The 18,416-nt window shown below is 39.3% G+C and carries 18 protein-coding genes; 1 reads left to right on the top strand and 17 read right to left on the bottom strand.

From position 1 onward, the window contains the following. Positions 1-36: 36 nt before the first annotated feature. The 6 genes from NFR29_RS05405 to NFR29_RS05380 all read right to left on the bottom strand — a co-directional run bounded on the left by NFR29_RS05405 (position 37) and on the right by NFR29_RS05380 (position 7,628). Entirely contained in the window at positions 37-2,211 is a 2,175-nt protein-coding gene (locus NFR29_RS05405; RefSeq protein ID WP_251424299.1) for an ornithine decarboxylase, read from the bottom strand. A 445-nt stretch (positions 2,212-2,656) separates the two neighbouring features. Beyond that, positions 2,657-4,177: a lysine--tRNA ligase gene (lysS, locus tag NFR29_RS05400; protein WP_251424297.1), complete on the bottom strand. Its 1,521-nt coding sequence runs from the start codon at positions 4,175-4,177 to the stop codon at positions 2,657-2,659. 24 nt (positions 4,178-4,201) lie between these two features. Beyond that, entirely contained in the window at positions 4,202-4,675 is a 474-nt protein-coding gene (gene greA, locus NFR29_RS05395; protein ID WP_251424295.1) for a transcription elongation factor GreA, read from the bottom strand. Between the two features lie 133 nt (positions 4,676-4,808). Next, the gene (dusB, locus tag NFR29_RS05390) at positions 4,809-5,795 is read right to left on the bottom strand and encodes a tRNA dihydrouridine synthase DusB (protein ID WP_251424293.1); all 987 of its coding nucleotides are present in this window, start codon (positions 5,793-5,795) and stop codon (positions 4,809-4,811) included. Between the two features lie 81 nt (positions 5,796-5,876). Continuing rightward, on the bottom strand, positions 5,877-6,644 hold the full coding sequence (locus NFR29_RS05385) for a type III pantothenate kinase (RefSeq protein ID WP_251424291.1): 768 nt from the start codon (positions 6,642-6,644) through the stop codon (positions 5,877-5,879). Positions 6,645-6,653: 9 nt separating this feature from the next. Further along, entirely contained in the window at positions 6,654-7,628 is a 975-nt protein-coding gene (locus NFR29_RS05380; protein WP_251424289.1) for a biotin--[acetyl-CoA-carboxylase] ligase, read from the bottom strand. A gap of 152 nt (positions 7,629-7,780) precedes the next feature. Between NFR29_RS05380 and NFR29_RS05375 the strand changes: the two genes are divergently transcribed. Then, positions 7,781-9,118, top strand: a complete 1,338-nt coding sequence (locus tag NFR29_RS05375) for a threonine/serine exporter family protein (protein WP_251424287.1) — start codon at positions 7,781-7,783, stop codon at positions 9,116-9,118. 29 nt (positions 9,119-9,147) lie between these two features. Here NFR29_RS05375 and ftsH read toward each other — a convergent pair whose 3' ends face one another. The 11 genes from ftsH to NFR29_RS05320 all read right to left on the bottom strand — a co-directional run bounded on the left by ftsH (position 9,148) and on the right by NFR29_RS05320 (position 18,349). Further along, positions 9,148-11,019, bottom strand: coding sequence for an ATP-dependent zinc metalloprotease FtsH (ftsH, locus tag NFR29_RS05370; RefSeq protein WP_251424286.1), 1,872 nt, complete (start codon positions 11,017-11,019; stop codon positions 9,148-9,150). A 125-nt stretch (positions 11,020-11,144) separates the two neighbouring features. Beyond that, positions 11,145-11,693 carry a hypoxanthine phosphoribosyltransferase gene (gene hpt / locus NFR29_RS05365; protein ID WP_251424284.1) on the bottom strand — a complete coding sequence of 183 codons (549 nt, stop codon included), beginning with the start codon at positions 11,691-11,693 and terminating at the stop codon, positions 11,145-11,147. Between the two features lie 24 nt (positions 11,694-11,717). Next, the gene (gene tilS, locus NFR29_RS05360; protein WP_251424282.1) at positions 11,718-12,731 is read right to left on the bottom strand and encodes a tRNA lysidine(34) synthetase TilS; all 1,014 of its coding nucleotides are present in this window, start codon (positions 12,729-12,731) and stop codon (positions 11,718-11,720) included. A gap of 1 nt (position 12,732) precedes the next feature. After that, positions 12,733-13,617, bottom strand: coding sequence for a Ppx/GppA phosphatase family protein (locus tag NFR29_RS05355; RefSeq protein WP_251424280.1), 885 nt, complete (start codon positions 13,615-13,617; stop codon positions 12,733-12,735). A 55-nt stretch (positions 13,618-13,672) separates the two neighbouring features. Further along, entirely contained in the window at positions 13,673-14,074 is a 402-nt protein-coding gene (locus NFR29_RS05350) for a S1 RNA-binding domain-containing protein (protein ID WP_251424278.1), read from the bottom strand. A gap of 59 nt (positions 14,075-14,133) precedes the next feature. After that, positions 14,134-14,460 (bottom strand): FtsB family cell division protein, encoded by a 327-nt coding sequence (locus NFR29_RS05345; RefSeq protein ID WP_251424275.1) that lies wholly within the window; start codon positions 14,458-14,460, stop codon positions 14,134-14,136. Positions 14,461-14,540: 80 nt separating this feature from the next. Beyond that, positions 14,541-15,020, bottom strand: coding sequence for a 2-amino-4-hydroxy-6-hydroxymethyldihydropteridine diphosphokinase (gene folK / locus NFR29_RS05340; protein ID WP_251424273.1), 480 nt, complete (start codon positions 15,018-15,020; stop codon positions 14,541-14,543). After that, a complete protein-coding gene (folB, locus tag NFR29_RS05335) occupies positions 15,020-15,382 on the bottom strand; it encodes a dihydroneopterin aldolase (protein WP_251424272.1) in 363 nt (120 codons plus the stop codon). The genes folK and folB overlap by 1 nt, the downstream gene beginning before the upstream one ends. Positions 15,383-15,394: 12 nt before the next feature. Next, complete coding sequence (gene folP, locus NFR29_RS05330) at positions 15,395-16,228, bottom strand: dihydropteroate synthase (protein ID WP_251424270.1); 834 nt, start codon at positions 16,226-16,228, stop codon at positions 15,395-15,397. Further along, positions 16,221-16,784, bottom strand: a complete 564-nt coding sequence (gene folE, locus NFR29_RS05325) for a GTP cyclohydrolase I (protein WP_251424268.1) — start codon at positions 16,782-16,784, stop codon at positions 16,221-16,223. Before folE ends, folP begins: the two co-directional genes overlap by 8 nt. A gap of 8 nt (positions 16,785-16,792) precedes the next feature. Beyond that, the gene (locus NFR29_RS05320; RefSeq protein WP_251424266.1) at positions 16,793-18,349 is read right to left on the bottom strand and encodes an ABC-F family ATP-binding cassette domain-containing protein; all 1,557 of its coding nucleotides are present in this window, start codon (positions 18,347-18,349) and stop codon (positions 16,793-16,795) included. Between the last annotated feature and the right edge of the window lie 67 nt (positions 18,350-18,416).

The raw sequence follows: 18,416 nt of genomic DNA, 5'->3' as shown, positions 1-18,416 counted from the left end.
CCGAGTTCCGAGTGAAACTCGGCTAGACAAAGGTTCTTATTTTTCAAATTCTTTTTTCAATACATAGCCGAAAGCTTTTTTAGATCCATCAGGTTGCTCTGTAATATACACGCCTTGAATTTCTGGTGCGAAACCTGGCAATTCATTGATGCCTGCTTCTAATGCTAAGAAGTAGTCACAAGCCGTTCTGGACCATCTTTCACCTGGTTGTACGCAAAGTACTCCCGGTGGATATGGCAATGCACCTTCAAGTGCAATACGACCTTCTGCTTCGCTAAGAGGTACTAATTCACCTTTACCACGTTGGAATTCATAATTAGCTTGTTGAGGGTTCATTACGAATTCTGGAAGGTAATCATGTAAGAACAAACGTTGTTGTAAAGTACTTACATTGCGCGCTTTGTAGAAATCATGCATTTCTTGGCAAAGTTGACGAATTGTATAACCTTTATATTTATCTAAATTATTGTAGTAAATAGATGGTAATACGTCTTTCATAGGCACATCTTCTTCGATGAGGCGTTCAAAACGTACTAATTGAGCTACTAAATCATCCATTTTAGTTTTAGATTCTGCTGGTGTCATTAAGAATAAAATAGTATTCAAGTCACATTTTTCTGGAATGATACCGTTTTCACGCAAGTAGTTTGCTAAAATATTAGCATGAATACCGAAGTCTTCATATTCACCAGTTTCTACGTTAATACCTGGTGTGATCAATTGGAATTTACAAGGATCGATAAAGTATTGGCCTTTACCATAGCCTTGGAAGGAGTGCCATTTAGCGCCTGGTTCGAAAGCAAAATAGCTTACGTCTTGTGCCATCGCTTTAGTATCTCCATCTTCCCATTTTTTACCATGTACAACAGGTGGTACTAATGGACGTAAATATTTACAATGTTTCAATACCGATTTACGAGCGTCGATAACTGTTTCTACACAGTCAACCCATAGTTTCTTACCGCCTTCACCTTCATGCATTTTCGCATTAATATCAAGGGATGCGAACAATGGATAGAATGGAGATGTAGAAGCTTGCATCATAAAGGAGTTATTCAAGCGTTTATGGTTAACATAGCGGTCTTGCCCTTTAATATGTTTATCTTTTTTATGAATTTGAGATGTTTGAGAGAAGCCAGCTTGTTGTTTATGAACAGATTGTGTTACGAGAATACCAGGGTCATTAGGACCTAATTCTAATAACAACGGACTGCAATCTTTCATCATAGGAATAAATTGTTCGTAACCTACCCATGCAGAGTCGAAGAAGATATAATCACAAAGATGACCAATTTTATCTACTACTTGACGAGCATTGTAGATGGTACCATCATACGTACCTAATTGGATTACGGCCAGGCGAATTGGACGCTCTGCTTTTGCTTTTTCAGGATCTTTTTCAGCAATTAAATTACGAAGGTATTGTTCATCAAAACAGTGTTCCAAAATGCCGCCAATAGAACCAAATGGATTACGAGCTGTTTCTAAATAAATTGGTGTTGCACCAGATTGTACAAGTGCACCGTGAGAAATAGATTTATGATTATTACGATCATATAATACGATATCACCAGGTGTTAACAGTGCATTAAGTACAACTTTATTCGAAGAAGATGTACCGTTTAGCACAAAATATGTTTTATCTGCATTATATACTTGAGCAGCATGTTGCTGTGCTTCAAAAGCAGAGCCTTCATGAATCAATAAGTCACCAAGTTTTACGTCCGCGTTACAAAGGTCAGAGCGGAAAATATTTTCTCCATAGAATTCATAAAATGCACGACCCGCAGGATGTTTGCAGAAAAATTGACCACCTTGATGACCTGGGCAATCGAATTGAGAGTTACCTTCTTCTACATAATTAGCTAAAGCTCTGAAGAACGGAGGCAACATAGACTCTTCATAAGTAGTAGCGGCTGCTTCGATTTGCCGTTTATATAAGTCAAAGTTCGTATTAGATCCATCAATGATACGCTCAACTTTACCAATGAATTGATCTACACTAACAGTTTTATCGAATAAGACTAAAAATACTGGAATACCAAAGGATTTTACATATTCGTTGTCTAATACTTCCGTATCAGTTTCACTAATAACGATAGCACCTACATCTGTAAAATCAGTTTGACTTAACTCTACACTCGCTCTACCTTCTAACGCTCCAAAATAAAACTGCGCCTTATGGGAAAAAGCAACTTTCATGTGTTTCATAGTGTATTCCTCCTAAATTGCAATTGCAATTTTAAACGTAACGTACACAATAATGATACATAAAATTTTTTGATATCCATCCCATATTTATACTGAGCCTCCTTTTCTATATGGGACTTAGTCTTGCAGTTAAATATCTATTTATATTTATATATTAACATCTTCTTCCCTCTTTTAACAGTAATTAATTATACAGGTATTGCATAATATTCAGTATAAAATCTATGTAAATGAGTTTTTATCATCGTTGATAAAAGCTATCAGTTTGGTGGATTTTCCAGTATATTCTTCCATTGCCTATTGTATACAATAACAATAGGCATAACATAATATGTCATAGTAGATGGTTCTCCTCCGACGACAAATCATCAATTTCTTTTATTAACAATGACTGACTAGAACCAACAAAAAAGACACCTATATACGAGATATAGGTGTCTTTTTATTACTCTTCTTCAGTTTCAGCGTTATCTTGTTGCTGTTGTACTTCTGGCTTCATTAACGGGAATAACAATACATCACGAATTGATGCAGAGTCTGTTAAGAACATAACGAGACGGTCAATACCAATACCCAAACCAGCAGTTGGTGGCAAACCATATTCCAATGCCGTTACATAGTCATTATCCATACGGTGTGCTTCGTCGTCACCAGCTTCACGTTCTTTCAATTGATCTTCAAAGCGTTCTTTTTGATCAATTGGGTCATTCAACTCGGAGAAGCCATTTGCCAATTCACGGCCATAAATGAAAGCTTCAAAACGTTCTGTTGTTAATGGTTTTTCTCGGTTCAATTTCGCCAACGGGGAAATTTCTTTTGGATGACCATATACAAATGTAGGTTGAATCAAGTTTTCTTCCACATAGGCTTCGAAACAAGCATTCATGATTTTACCAATGCCGTCATTAGCACTGTATTCAACATTTAAGCGATCTGCAATAGCGCGTGCTTCTTCCAATGTTTCAACAGCATCAAAATCTTCACCAGTATATGTTTTAATACCTTCTTGCATGGTAATACGATTCCAAGGTGGTGTTAAATCGATTTCTGTACCTTGGTATGTAATTTTTGTCGTTCCTAGTACTTCTTGAGCACAGTAGGATACGATATTTTCTGTTAAGCGGATTACATCTTCATAATTACCATATGCTTGGTAAGATTCCATCATAGTAAACTCAGGATTATGACGATTAGAGGTACCTTCATTACGGAAAGAGCGGTTAATTTCATATACGCGCTCTAAGCCACCTACGATAAGGCGTTTCAAATATAATTCAGGAGAAATACGCATGTAAATATCGATATCTAATGCATTGTGGTGTGTAATAAACGGACGAGCTGCGGCACCACCAGGGATAGCATGCATCATTGGTGTTTCCACTTCCATAAAGTTTTGTCCATTTAAGTATTCACGTACTTTGGCAACGATTTTCGTGCGTTTTACAAATGTATCGCGCACTTCTGGATTTACAATTAAATCTACATAACGTTGACGGTAGCGAAGTTCTGTATCTTTTAAACCATGCCATTTTTCTGGTAACGGGCGCAATGCTTTAGACAATAACGTCATTTTATCAACTTTAATTGTCGTTTCACCCATATGTGTTTTAAATACATGACCTTCGATACCTACGATATCACCAATATCAAGCATTTTTACATATTTGTAATTATCTTCCCCTAACATATCTTGACGGAAGTATACTTGAATATCGCCAGACAAATCGCGAATATTGGCAAATGCAGTCTTACCATGGGAACGGATTGTCATCAATCGACCAGCAATTACTACTGGTTGATCATCGTAATTCAAGAAATCATCTTTAATGTCCTTCGCATGGTCTTTTACGATAAATCGGTCACCGAATGGATAAATACCATCTGCTTCGTATTGAGCCAATTTATCGCGACGAATTTGCATTTGATCATTCAGTTCTTCTTGGATATTTTTAATTTCTTCGCTCATGGTATGCCTCTTCTTTAACTAAAACTATTGGATTGCAAGCACTTTGAACGTCACAGGACCATCTGGTGTAACAACTTCTACTTCGTCACCTTTACGTTTCCCTAAAATCGCTTTGCCTACAGGAGATTCATTAGAAATACGATTATTAAATGGATCCGCTTCAGAGGAACCAACGATAACATATTCTAATTCATCATTGTACATAGTATCTAATACAACGACTTTACTACCTACAGATACAACGTCACCTTTAACAGATTCATCAATGATTTTCGCTGTATTGATTTTATTTTCTAAATCAGAAATGTGACCTTCGATGAAAGCTTGCTCATTTTTTGCATCATCGTATTCAGAGTTCTCACTGATATCACCATATTCGATAGCAGTCTTAATACGTTGAGACACTTCGATACGGCGTACAGATTTATAATATGCTAGTTCTTCTTCTAATTTCTTTAAACCTTCGGCGGTAAGTAATGTTTCTTTTACGTCTGCCATTAGTACCCCACTCTTTCTACTTATACATAATAAGAAAAAGTGCCACAATGCGATGACACCTTAACTTCTATCTTTAAATTTTTCTAGTCAATTATATAAAAATACCAATATTTTGTCAATGAAATACGTTATATTACATATCTTTTAATAGATTTCTATAAGCTTCGATTTCACGCTCAAAACTTTTCACTGTATGAATCGTATTAATACGGTTTCGCCAATATGCTGATTCTGGCAAGCCTCGTAAATACCATCCCGCGTGAGTACGAATTTCTTTAACGCCTAGTGCAGCCCCTTTATAATGGCACAATAATTGAAAATGTGTTAATAACATATCAATGCGTTCCATATAAGTTGGTCCTGGCAAAATGTCACCAGTCAACAGATAGTGGTGAATGCGTTCAAAGATCCAAGGATTCCCTTGTGCACCGCGGCCAATCATAACTGCATCACACCCTGTTTCATCTAGCATACGCTTAGCATCACTAGGTTCTACAATATCCCCATTTCCGATGACAGGAATATTAACAACCTCTTTAACAGCTTTAATATAAGACCAATCGGCTTGACCGCTGTACATCTGTTCCTTTGTACGCCCATGTACAGCAATGGCTGCAACCCCTGTGCTTTCAATGCGTTTTGCAAAATCGACGACATTGATGCTATCTGAATCCCAACCAATGCGCATTTTAACAGTGACCGGCACCTTTACAGCTTTCACAGCTGCTTCTGCAACGCGAGCTGCCAAATCAGGATGTTTCATCAGCGCTGATCCATCCCCAGAGGAAACAACTTTTTTTACAGGACAGCCCATATTAATATCTACAATATCGGCACCAGCCGCTTCTACTACTTTAGCCCCTAAAGCAATTGCTTCTGGATTAGAACCAAAAATTTGCATCGACACAGGATGTTCAACATCCTCCATACGAAGCAATTCATTGGTACGCTCATTTTTATATTTTATGCCCATAGCACTGACCATTTCAGTGCATACTAAGGCTGCTTTATGCTCTTTAGCGAGCAATCGATAAGCAATATCGCTCACCCCTGCCATAGGCGCTAATATCGCTTTACCATCAATCGTAACGGTCCCTATAGACCAAGTTTGTTCTATCATAATCCACCTAATAAAACAGGTACAGCCAAGCTGTACCTGTTTTGTACATAATCGAGTTTCTATAACTCTATTATAGTACCATTATTTATTTCGTTCGTAAATGAGACGCAATCCTTCTAATGTAAGCATCGGTTCTACATAATCGATGGAGTTAGTAGCACTACTAATAAGCTGTGCCAATCCCCCTGTAGCTACCACAGTTACATCACCGCCGATTTCTTCTTTCATCCGCGCTACGAGGCCTTCCACTTGGCCGACATAACCGTAAAACATACCAGACTGCATAGAAGCTACCGTATTTTTATTGATGACTTGGCCTGGATCCTTTACTTCAATACGAGGCAGTTTAGCAGCTCGTTGGAATAGCGCTTCTGCAGCAATCGTTACACCTGGTGTGATGACACCTCCAATATAATCGCCATTTCCTAAAACAGCACAATACGTAGTAGCCGTACCAAAGTCAATAACGATTAAATTTCCTTCGTACGCTGTATGAGCCGCTACAGCATTAACAATGCGGTCCGCACCAACTTCACGAGGGTTATCGTATTTAATGGCAATCCCTGTTTTAGTGCCAGGACCAACAATAATAGGGGTAACATTGAAATACCGAGCACAAACTCGCTCCAATGCAGGCATTACCGGTGGAACTACAGAAGAAATAATAATATCTGTAATATCTTTGGCGTCTACTTTTCTATCATGGAAAAATAAGTTCATAATTAACATTCCATATTCATCAGTAGTTCGCACGCGATCCGTAGAAATACGCCAATGTCCAACGAGTGTATCCTTATCATACACACCTAACACAATATTGGTATTGCCTACATCAATAACTAATAACATGACTTCCTCCTACTTTCGAGGTCGTATAGAGACGTCTCCAGCAATAATACGCTTCACATCTCCGCTCGTAGTTTTTACTAATAAATTACCATCTTCATCAATATTTAAAGCCGTCCCTTCATAAATATCATCAGGGGCACGCACTTCTACTTCTTGCCCTAAAGTAACGCTTAATTGACGCCATTCTTCTAAGGTTTCTTCAAACCCTTTATCTAATACTTCATAATATTGATGTTCTAATTCTTCCAATACAATTTTGAAAGCTTCTGTTCGCTCTATATCAATACCTTCCATTAATAAGGAAGTAGCAATATGTTTAATTTCTTCTGGCAATTCTTCTTGTTTCGTCTTTACATTAATACCTATCCCCATAATGATATGAGAGATTTCCTCCATAGATCCAGACATTTCCGTAAGAATGCCAACTAATTTACGTCCATTCACTAAAATATCATTAGGCCATTTAATCCCTGCATCGGTAAGTCCCATTTTATGGAACGCCTTTGTCAACGCTACAGCAGCCATTAATGTACATTTAGAGGCTTCTGAAGGGATAAAATCAGGTCGTAAAATCAAACTAAACCAAAGGCCTTTGCCAAATGGTGAATACCATCCTCGCGATAAGCGCCCCCGCCCAGCAGCTTGTTCTTCCGTCACTACAACGGTACCTTCTTCAGCACCTTGATGAGCTAAGCGACGAGCTTCTAAATTAGTAGACTCCGTCGTATCCATATAAACATAACGCTTTCCAAATACGTCTGTATTCAAAACTTTTTTCATTGCTATAGGACTTAATAGATCCGGTTCTTCCAGTAAACGATAGCCTCTCTTCGTGTAAGACTCAATTTTATAGCCTTTTTGTCGCAACGCTTTAATATGCTTCCAAATGGCTGTCCGTGACACGTGACACGCTTCCGACATGTCTTGACCAGATACAAAGCCACCTTGATTTTCTCGTAAAAATTCTAATACTTCATCGCGCATGGTAACCCTCCTTTCCACTATTGGTTTACAATTCGATTGTACAAGTGCTCTTCATAAAATGCAAGCCCTATTTATAAAATGCCTTATATATTAGTGCTAATAGTCTTTCGTAATGTATAATACATGTAGAAGTAACTAGATAAGGAGCTGCTATGAAGCAATTTACATTAGCGGAGAAAAACAAAGTATTAGAAACTCCCTTTATATATATTCACCGAAAACTAAATATACTCCTCAATATAGGCAAATTATTGATGGAATGTGGCGCTGATACAGAGCGCATTACTTCAGAAATGTTGAAGGCTGCTACTTTCATGGGTATCCCCCACGAGTATTTAAATATCCATATTACGTATACTACGATTATGGTTAATTTATTTCATGAAGAACAATCTATTACAGTCTTTAGAAAAACACCGGTACACGTTCCTAATATGGCCATGATCAATGCAGTAGCGAAATTGACATGGCGCGCTTTCCATAGACATTATTCATTGACGACTTACGAGCGACAAATTGGCAACTTAGAAAAAGCCGTTGCCGTCTATCCCAACTGGCTAAAAGGCATCGCTTGTGCCTTTGGTTCTGCTGGCTTGGCTTATCTATTCAGTGGTGACCTCATTACTTTATTTGTCACCATCCTCTGTTCTTTATGCGGTTATTTTACTCGTTGCATATCACTTCGTTTCGGAGTCAATGAATATTTAGGCATAGCCTTAGGAGCCTTTACGGCAATGATTGTAGCCTACGGCTTCTATTCCTATATCGAATTAGGATCACTCTTATATGTCTTAGTCTGCTGTACTTTATTTCTCGTCCCTGGCGTCCCCCTCATCAACTCTGTTATCGACACCATAAACAATCACATCTTAGCAGGCGCTACAAGAGCCATCAGAACATTGCTTATCGTAGGAAGTATGACATTAGGTATGGCGATGGCATTATATTTTAGTCCAATCCCAGCCTTTTCCTTTATTGATATTAGACCTCACGTATTTTCTATACAACATTTTATTGGCCCATTTTTAGCTGCCACATCTTTTGCAGTACTCTTTAATGCTCCACCAAGATTACTCTTCTATATTGGTTTAGGTGGTGTTCTATCTGTGACAATTCGCAACTTATTATTTGTAGAATACGGTTTTTCTATTCCTGGTTCTACCTTTATCGGTGCGGCAGTAATGAGTATTATTTTTGTAAAACTATCCTCTCTTTTGCGTACCTCTGGACCAGTCCTCATTGTTCCATCTGCGATTGCCCTTATGCCAGGCATATTGTTGTATCGATTCGTTTTCGATTTACTTCACATCAGTTCCTTAGATGTATCTGGGTTACTTTATATGGCACAAAACGGTACATCTGGCGTACTATCCATTATCGCTATTGCTGTTGGAGTTGCCATTCCTGATGTAGTGGCGCAAAAATATTTAAAGCAACACAGATTGCGTCGCATTAATGAATTATTAGCAACGCGTCATCAAGACGACTAAAAAGGCTGCCCGAAGGCAGCCTTTTTATATTATACATTGTCTGTTGTTATTTCAACAGGATTATCAGAAGAGACAACAGTTGCTTCTACAACTGCTTCTGGTGCTTTAGTAGTACCATATTTATAAAGGTTCTCAACTGCTTTTGCATCAATTGTTTCTTCTTCTAATAGAGCGTTCGCCATATTATGTAAGAAAGCAATATTGTCAGTCAACAGTTTTTCTACATCTTTATAAGCCTCATCGACAATACGATGCATTTCTTCATCAATTTTAGCAGCAATTTCTTCACTGTAATTACGCTCATGACCTAAGTTACGGCCCAAAAACACTTGTTCTTGTTGTTCACCGAATACAATAGGACCTAACGTATCACTCATCCCCCAACGAGTAATCATAGCTCGCACCGTATTTGTAATACTTTGTAAGTCTCCAGAAGCACCAGTACTAATTTCATTTAATACAATAGCTTCTGCTACACGGCCACCAAGAGCAACTCGAATATCTGCTAATAATTGAGATTTCGTTTTATAATCTTGCTCTTCTTTCGGCAACATCATCGTATATCCGCCAGCATAACCGCGAGGAATAATGGTTACTTTATGAACTGGATCAGCATGAGGCAATAAATGCGCCACAATAGCGTGACCCGATTCATGATAAGCCGTTAGACGACGGTCCTTATCGCTTACAATATGACTACGTCGTTCAGGGCCCATGCTCACTTTTTCACTAGCTTCTTCTAAATCAGCCATAGCAATTACCTTTTGGTTATTGCGAGCTGCTAGCAATGCCGCTTCGTTTAACAAATTGCTCAAGTCAGCACCAGTAAAGCCTGGTGTTTTCTTAGCAATAATACGCAAATCTACATCGTCAGCCAATGGTTTATTTCGGGCATGGACTTTCAAAATCGCTTCGCGGCCATTCAAATCTGGACGCCCCACTACGACTTGACGGTCAAAACGACCTGGACGTAATAAAGCGGGATCCAAAATATCTGGACGGTTCGTAGCAGCAATGGTGATAATACCTTCATTAGCACCGAAGCCATCCATCTCAACGAGCAATTGATTTAGCGTTTGTTCGCGTTCATCATGACCACCGCCAAGACCAGCACCACGTTGACGACCAACTGCATCAATTTCATCGATGAAAATAATACATGGCGCATTCTTTTTCGCTTGACCAAATAAGTCACGCACGCGAGATGCACCGACACCGACAAACATTTCTACGAAGTCAGAACCAGAAATTGTAAAGAATGGAACCCCTGCTTCACCAGCAACTGCTTTAGCAAGCAATGTTTTACCAGTCCCTGGAGGGCCTGCTAATAATACGCCTTTCGGAATAGTGGCACCAATAGCAGTAAATTTACCTGGATCTTTCAAAAATTCTACTACTTCTGCTAATTCTTGTTTAGCCTCTTCTGCACCAGCTACATCGTTAAACTTAACTTTTACATTGCCATCGCCCATCATTTTGGCACGACTCTTGCCAAAGTTCATCACTCGGCCGCCGCCACCTTGTGTTTGTTGCATAATAAAGAAAAATACAACTACAAGGATAATGATTGGAATAGCAGAGCCTAATAAACTCATCCACCAGGATGGTTGTTCTGGCGGTGCTGCTGTAATTTCAACGCCATTATCAGTTAATGTTTTAATTAATGTATCATCAGTTGGTGCATAGGATTCAAACTCTGTACCATTTTTTAATTTACCTTTTATTCCATGATCATTGGTAATCGTTACTGATTCAACCTTTTTCTGTTGTACTTGTTGAACAAAACCTGTATAACTCATATCGGCCTTTGTTGTATTTTGGCCAGCTAAGGTGTCAATCATAAAAACGATGGCCGCAATGATAAGTAAGTAAAAGACGATATTTTTTGTAAATCGATTCAAAAGATTACTCCTTTCGCTTCTAATGCAACCAAATCATGCATAATGATATGCATTCCTATATTATACCATAAAAAGCGAATAAAGGCTCTTATATTTCGTACTTTTCTTAACCTAGAGAAAAGCGATTATGCCTCTTCATATACAGATTCTTTTAAAATTCCAATATACGGCAATTGACGGTATTGTTCTGCATAGTCTAAGCCAAAGCCAACAACAAAATAATCAGGTACAGTAAATCCGATATAATCCACATCTACTGGCACTTTTCGACGCTCTGGCTTATTTAGCAATGCTACGAGACGCACGCTTTTAGCGCCGCGAGATTTTAAATTTCCTAATAAATAGTGAAGCGTCGTACCTGTATCGACAATATCTTCTACAACCAATACATGCTTCCCTTCTACAGGGCGATCCAAATCCTTCAAAATCCTTACCACACCAGTACTTACTGTACTATTTCCGTAGCTAGAACAGGAAATGAAGTCAAAGGATACGTCTACATTGTCATCGATAGCACGGGCTAAATCGGTAAAAAATACTATAGCCCCTTTTAAAACACCGACGAGAACGACCGATTCACCAGCATAATCTTTGCTGATTTCAGCACCTAGTTCTGCAATGCGTTGCCCTAATTCCTCTTTCGAGTATAATATTTCTTTCACATCTTGATGCATATATAAGACCTCCTGGATCTATTTCTAATCTTGGCAATACACTTGTATTGTATCACATTGAGCCTCAATTGTAATATGACTTATGTGTAAACTTTTCGGTTCTCCCGTGAAAGTAATCTGCCTTAATTGCTCTTGATGAGCCCACGACAATGTAAGGGGTTTACACACACGTTGCCAAATACGTCTCTGTATAGCCAAGGGTTGTTTCCGAAGTGCTCGCCGGGATAAGGAAAAGCGTCCTGCCTCTTTGGATACTAAAGCATCAAACACAATACGGCTTTCACTATCGATATAATCAGCATCTTCCTTAGCGATAGCGCCTAATCGACAGAGCACATCCCCTATATTAGGATTTAACTGTTCCAATGCAGGCATAATACGGTGACGAATGAAATTTCGAGTATATACCACATCATCATTAGAAACATCTAAGCAATAAGAGATGCCTTGTACAGCTGCATAGGCTAGAATATCCGCCTTAGTCAATGTTAACAAAGGGCGTACTAAAGGAGTATGAAAATCATGACGGACTATGTCCATCCCTGTAAGGCCACGCAAACCAGATCCTCTAATAAAGTGAGCCAATATAGTCTCTGCTTGATCATCTTTATGATGAGCTACTGCAATATACTGAAAGCCCTCTGTTTGAGCCACATCGAGTAACCACTGGTAGCGTTCATCGCGACCTACTGTTTCTAAGGACTGCCCTCGCTCTTTCGCTATACGCGGGATATCCCGAGATATTGTCCAAAAAGGCAAAAACCGTTTGTCACAATAGTCTTGTACCATGCGAACTTCTTCGGCACTTTCTGGACGAATCCCATGATTCATAGTGGCGATACCAATGCGCCAATTTGTTTTGCGATGAACGGCTAAGGCTTGTAATATTTCGACGAGAACCATTGAGTCAGGTCCGCCCGAGCAAGCTACGAGTATAGTTGCATCTTCAGGAAATAGCTGAACCTCTTTTAGTATCCCATTCACAAGTCTATGTACTTTTTTTACTATATTTCTTTCATCTACCTCTGTACTCATCATATTAGCCTTCTAATAACTCTTGTTGTATTGCTTCCATGCCATCTTGTTCACTAACAAAAATATACGGTATTTCGTAAGCATCCATACAAGACGTCAAAATTTCTGCACCGCTAACGATAATGTCTACACGACCAGGTTGCAATCCTGGCACCTGCAATCGTTCTTCGCGGCTCATATACCGAAGTGACATAATCATCCCTTCAATTGCTTCTCTCGTCAATTTATGATTTTGAATCTGTTCTGGCACATAAGTAATCATTTTTAGATCAATAGCCGCTAGCGTTGTAATGGTTCCGCCAATGCCCACAAAATCGCCAAAGTTCCCTTCTATCATCATAGGATCCCATAAAAATCTCGTTTCTTCCCATATTGATTGCGGTCCTGATTCAGATAATGACTGTAGTCGAACAGCTCCTACCGGATAGGAACGACTCCAGTAGACACCATCCTTAGAACCTACTGCTAGTTCTGTACTTCCCCCACCGATATCGATGATTCCATAGTGCATTCCTGATGATAGTCGATCTTGTAAGGCCCCTTTAAACCCGTAAAAAGCTTCTTCATCACCTGATAAAATGCGATATTCTGTAGGGCAATATTGTTTCGCCCTTTCTAAAAACTCTCCACCATTCGAAGCTTCTCGAACAGCACTAGTCGCGATAGCTATACTCCGTTCCACTCCATATGAAGCCATTAGCTCAGAAATCTCTGAAAAAACCTCATAGGATGCGTTCATTACTGTATCTTTTAACTCGCCACCACTCTCTCGGTCTCCCAATCGAGTCGTCCACAATCGTTTTCCTTCGTTATACCACTGCTTTCCTTCATAAGTTCCTAGTAATAAACGAATGGAATTAGACCCTATATCTATAACTGCTGTCTTCATAATAACTCCTATACGATAATACACATAAAGAGATGGCAATTGCCATCTCTTTCTTTTAATCTCGGCGACCGCCTCTGCCGCCTCGTTTACCTTCTGTATTTCGCTTTAAATCATGCAATCGTTCATTGCTATCGCGCAAAAAAGATTTCATTTTTGCTTCAAAGGCCTCTGCCGATTGTCGACTTTGTATCCGTCGTTCAGAACGTTGCTCTACCCGTTCTGGCTTTTCTTGTGTTTGTCGTATAGATAAGGCAATCTTATTACCCTCTACGGAAAGCACCTTTACTTTCACCGCATCATTAACATGCAACAAGGTATTAATATCTTCAACGTAACCGTGGGCTACTTCTGAAATATGAACTAAACCAGTCTGTTTATCTCCTAAATCGACAAAGACGCCAAACTTAGTAATACCAGAAACGGTGCCCTCCAAAATATTACCTACTTCAATAGCCATAAAGCCTCCTACCTCTAAACCTCTACTCAAACTCCAAAATAACATGAGCCTTATGACATCTATTTAACATAAGGTACTTCCCCTGGTTTTACAAGACCTAGCTCCTCTCTTGCTAACGCTTCAATAGCCTGTGGATCTTGTAATTTAGCTTTCTCCTCTTCTAGCTTATCATTTTGCATACGCAATTCTTGTAATTGTTGCTCTATTTGTTGTTTTTCATGATAGATAGCTGCTAACTGATAGGCTTGAAACCCAAGAAAGAATACCATAATAATCACTAAGCCACGCTTAATCCACACAGCGGCAATAGCTTGATCTCGCTTCTTCCTATCTCTTCGTATTCTTTTTCTTGGTACTCGCCGTTCTGTACGGTGCACTTCACTCATTGAGATCTCCCAAATTACAACAATTCTATATAGCTATTTATGATTCTATTATACTATGGCCCTGTAATAAATGCACGTTCTTACTCTGCCTCTGTCAGTAAATAAGCAATGCGTTCACTAATAGACTCTCCTTTGAAAGTAAAGTCCGGTGCTATATCCTGTAAAGGCTCTAACACGAACAAGCGGTCCCAAAAATGCAAATGAGGCACCGTGAGACCTTCTTCTGCAATAGTCATTTCCTTACCAGCTGCATCTAGTCCATAAATAATATCTAAATCCAAGGTTCTCGGCCCCCAATGAATATGCCGTTGCCGATTGGCAGCTGCTTCTAAGGTTTGTAATATAGCTAGAACAGCAGAAGCCTGCAAATCTGTACGAATGCGCCACACAGTATTTAAAAAGGACTCTTGTTCCGTATACCCCCAAGGCTCTGTTTCTATAATAGACGCCGTTTCTATGGTAGCAATCTGTTCGTGATCTTGTAATGCTGCATAAGCACCATCAATGAAACCTTGTCTATCCCCCATATTAGAGCCTACACTAATGTAATACGTATTCATTACATAGTTCCTCTTGTAGTGACAACAGCCACATAATCAAGAATTCCTGCAATAGGAACTGATGGCTTTCGCACTGTCACAGAAACCCCTACAATTTGTTCGTATCGCCCTTCTATCGCATCTGCAATAAGCGCGCCTACTCGTTCTAACAAATTTCGACTTTCACCAGTCACAATGGACTCGACTAGTTCGTAAATCTCTACATAATTAATAGAGTCTTCTAAATTATCTGTTTGACCAGCTCGTGATAAATCTACCTTCACTTCTACATCGACGAAGAATCGTTGTCCTTGTTCTTTTTCAGATGTCAAATTGCCATGGTAACCATAAAAAGCCATATTTTTTAAAACAATGGTATTCATGACGTTCTCCTCTTATTCAGCACGCAACAAGCCATCTGCAACGGCTAATGCTCGTTTATGCATCAATACATTATGAACGCGCACCATATCAACACCTTGGAAAACACCAGTAATACAAGCCGCTACGGTCCCTTCATCTCTCTCTTCTGGTGGCAATCCATTCAGCATAGCTCCAATAAATCGTTTCCGACTAGGCGCCAACAATACAGGGTATTCATAGGCTGTCAACTCTCCTAATCGTTGCATAATTTCAATATTTTGCGCTTCTGTTTTACCAAACCCAATACCTGGATCGATGATGATATTCTGCAATGGCACCCCTTCTTTTAAGGCTTTATCGATAGCAGAAAAGAAAAATGCTTTCATATCTTCAATAATATCACCATAATCCGTGTCCTTGCTATTATGCATAATAATGACAGGCACTTGATATTTAGCGGCTACAGCAGCCATATCTGGATCGTAGTGAAGCCCCCATACATCATTTAGAATGTGAGCCCCTTTAGCAAAAGCATAATCGGCTGTCTTTGCGTGGTACGTATCGATTGATACTGGCACAGTAGATGCAGCTAAGACAGGATCGATAAGTGCACCGAGGCGTTCTATCTCTTCTTCTGCAGACAATGGTGTGGATCCAGGACGCGTCGATTCCACACCTAAATCGATAATATCGGCACCATCTTCTATCATCTGCTGTACCCACTGTACAGCGAGCTCTGGCGTATTATGTTGACCGCCATCAGAAAAAGAATCTGGCGTACCATTTAAAATCCCCATAATAAGAGTTCTATCACATAATTGTAAGGTTTTACCATCTTTCCAAGTAAAGTTTCTACGTTTATACATCTGTGCCTCCTAACATAGCTAACGCTTCATCACGAAGAGCGCCTGCTTCGTTTAATACACCGCGACTTTCTATCGTAACAACTTGAGAGCCGTGTGGTAAATTGCCTTTCATAAGCATACATAGTTGTGTTGCTTTCAGACGTACAAATACGCCTTCTGCAGATAAGTCATTCATAATGGCATCCGCAATTTCTTTCGTCAATCGTTCTTGTAATTGCGGTTTCTTACTCAATACAGCAATTACATCACTAAACTTGCTAAGTCCTGCTACACAACCATTATGAGGTTCATATATGACATCTACGGTACCAAAAAAGGGCATCAAATGATGTTCACACATAGAATAAAAAGGAATATTGGTAACCGCTACAAGGCCCGCATAGTCTGTAGGAAATATATCTCCCCAGAGTTCTTTTGTAGATACACCGATGCCAGAAAACAAGTCTTCATACAAGTCCACCACGCGAACTGGTGTTTTAGCTAACTCTGGTGCCTCTATATCGACGGATAAAGCCTTTAAAAATTGCTCAATCCCTTCTTGTGCCCGGTGATTCATGGCCCCTCCTAAACGATTTTTGTAGTCCAATCTTCTATGTTCCAAATATCTGTAATCCAGCTTTCATAAAATTCTGGTTCATGACTAACGAGAACGATTGTTCCTTTAAATTCTTTTAGCGCTCGTGCTAATTCTTCTTTTGCATATATATCTAAGTGATTTGTGGGCTCGTCAAGAACGAGAACATTGTACTTATTTTGCATTAGTTTACAAAGTCGTACTTTCGCATTTTCCCCGCCTGATAAGACGCGCATTTGGGATGTAATATGCTCATTGGTCAATCCACAACGAGCAAGAGCTGCTCGCACTTCTGCATTTGTCATAGACGGATATTCATTCCAAATATAATCTAAGGCAGTAACTGAATTAGACGGCGCATCTTCTTGTGCAAAATAGCCTACTTCTAAAAATTCGCCTTTTACCAATTCCCCGCTTACTGGTTTCAGTAAACCTAAAATCGTTTTCAATAATGTCGTTTTACCTAAACCATTGACGCCTCGAATGGCAATTTTTTTATTTCTTTCAATTTGAAAGTCCACTGGTCTAGTTAGTGGCTCATCATAGCCGATTTCAAGTCCAAATGCTTCTACGATAAATCGACTCGGTGTACGGCCTTCTTTAAAGCCAAAGGATGGTTTAATATATTCTTTTGGCTTTTCCAAGATTTCCATTTTTTCTAATCGTTTCGCCCTAGAGTTAGCCATACCTCGGGTCGCTACGCGTGCTTTATTGCGCTGAATAAAGTCTTCCATGCGCTCAATTTCTTGTTGTTGTCGCTCATAAGCCTTTTTTGCTTGTGCCTTTTTAACTTCATAAGCAGCTTGGAATTGATGATAATCACCAGTATATCGTGTTAAAACAGCTTGTTCAATATGGTAAATAACATTAACCACAGAATTTAAAAATTCCATATCATGGGAAATTAAGATGAATGCATTTTCGTAATTTTGCAAATAATTTTGAAGCCATTGAATATGCTCTACATCTAAATAGTTCGTCGGCTCATCAAGGAGAAGAATCGTTGGCTTTTCTAATAGTAGCTTTGTTAACAATACCTTCGTTCTCTGTCCGCCGCTAAGCTCTGTCACATCTCGATCGAGACCTATATCTACAAGACCTAACCCTTGTGCAGTGCGCTCAATAACCGCATCAATTTCATAAAACCCACGTTGTTCTAAAATTTCTTGCCATTCCCCAACTTGTGCTAAAAGATGATTCATTTCATCGTCTGATACTTCGCCCATTTTGTTATACGCATCATTGATGTCTTGTTCCATAACATACAAATCGTCAAAAGCCCGTTGCAATACATCGCGAATCGTCATACCCTTTTCAAGGACTGCATGTTGATCCAAATAACCAACTGTCACTTGATTGGACCATTCGATTTTGCCTTCATCAGGAGGTAATTTACCAGTAATGATATTTAAAAAGGTTGACTTCCCTTCCCCATTTGCCCCAATGAGGCCTACATGTTCCCCTTTTAATAAACGGAACGATGCATCATCTAATATTTGTCGCGCCCCAAAACCATGGGTTACATTGGATACGGTTAATACACTCATTATCTATCTCCACCGGAATAAAAGCCGCCTTGCATAAGACGGCTTTGTTTACATTTAATAATATATC

Source organism: Veillonella agrestimuris (assembly GCF_943193065.1).
GTDB classification, from domain to species: domain Bacteria; phylum Bacillota; class Negativicutes; order Veillonellales; family Veillonellaceae; genus Veillonella; species Veillonella agrestimuris.
This window is presented reverse-complemented; position numbering and strand designations above follow the sequence as displayed.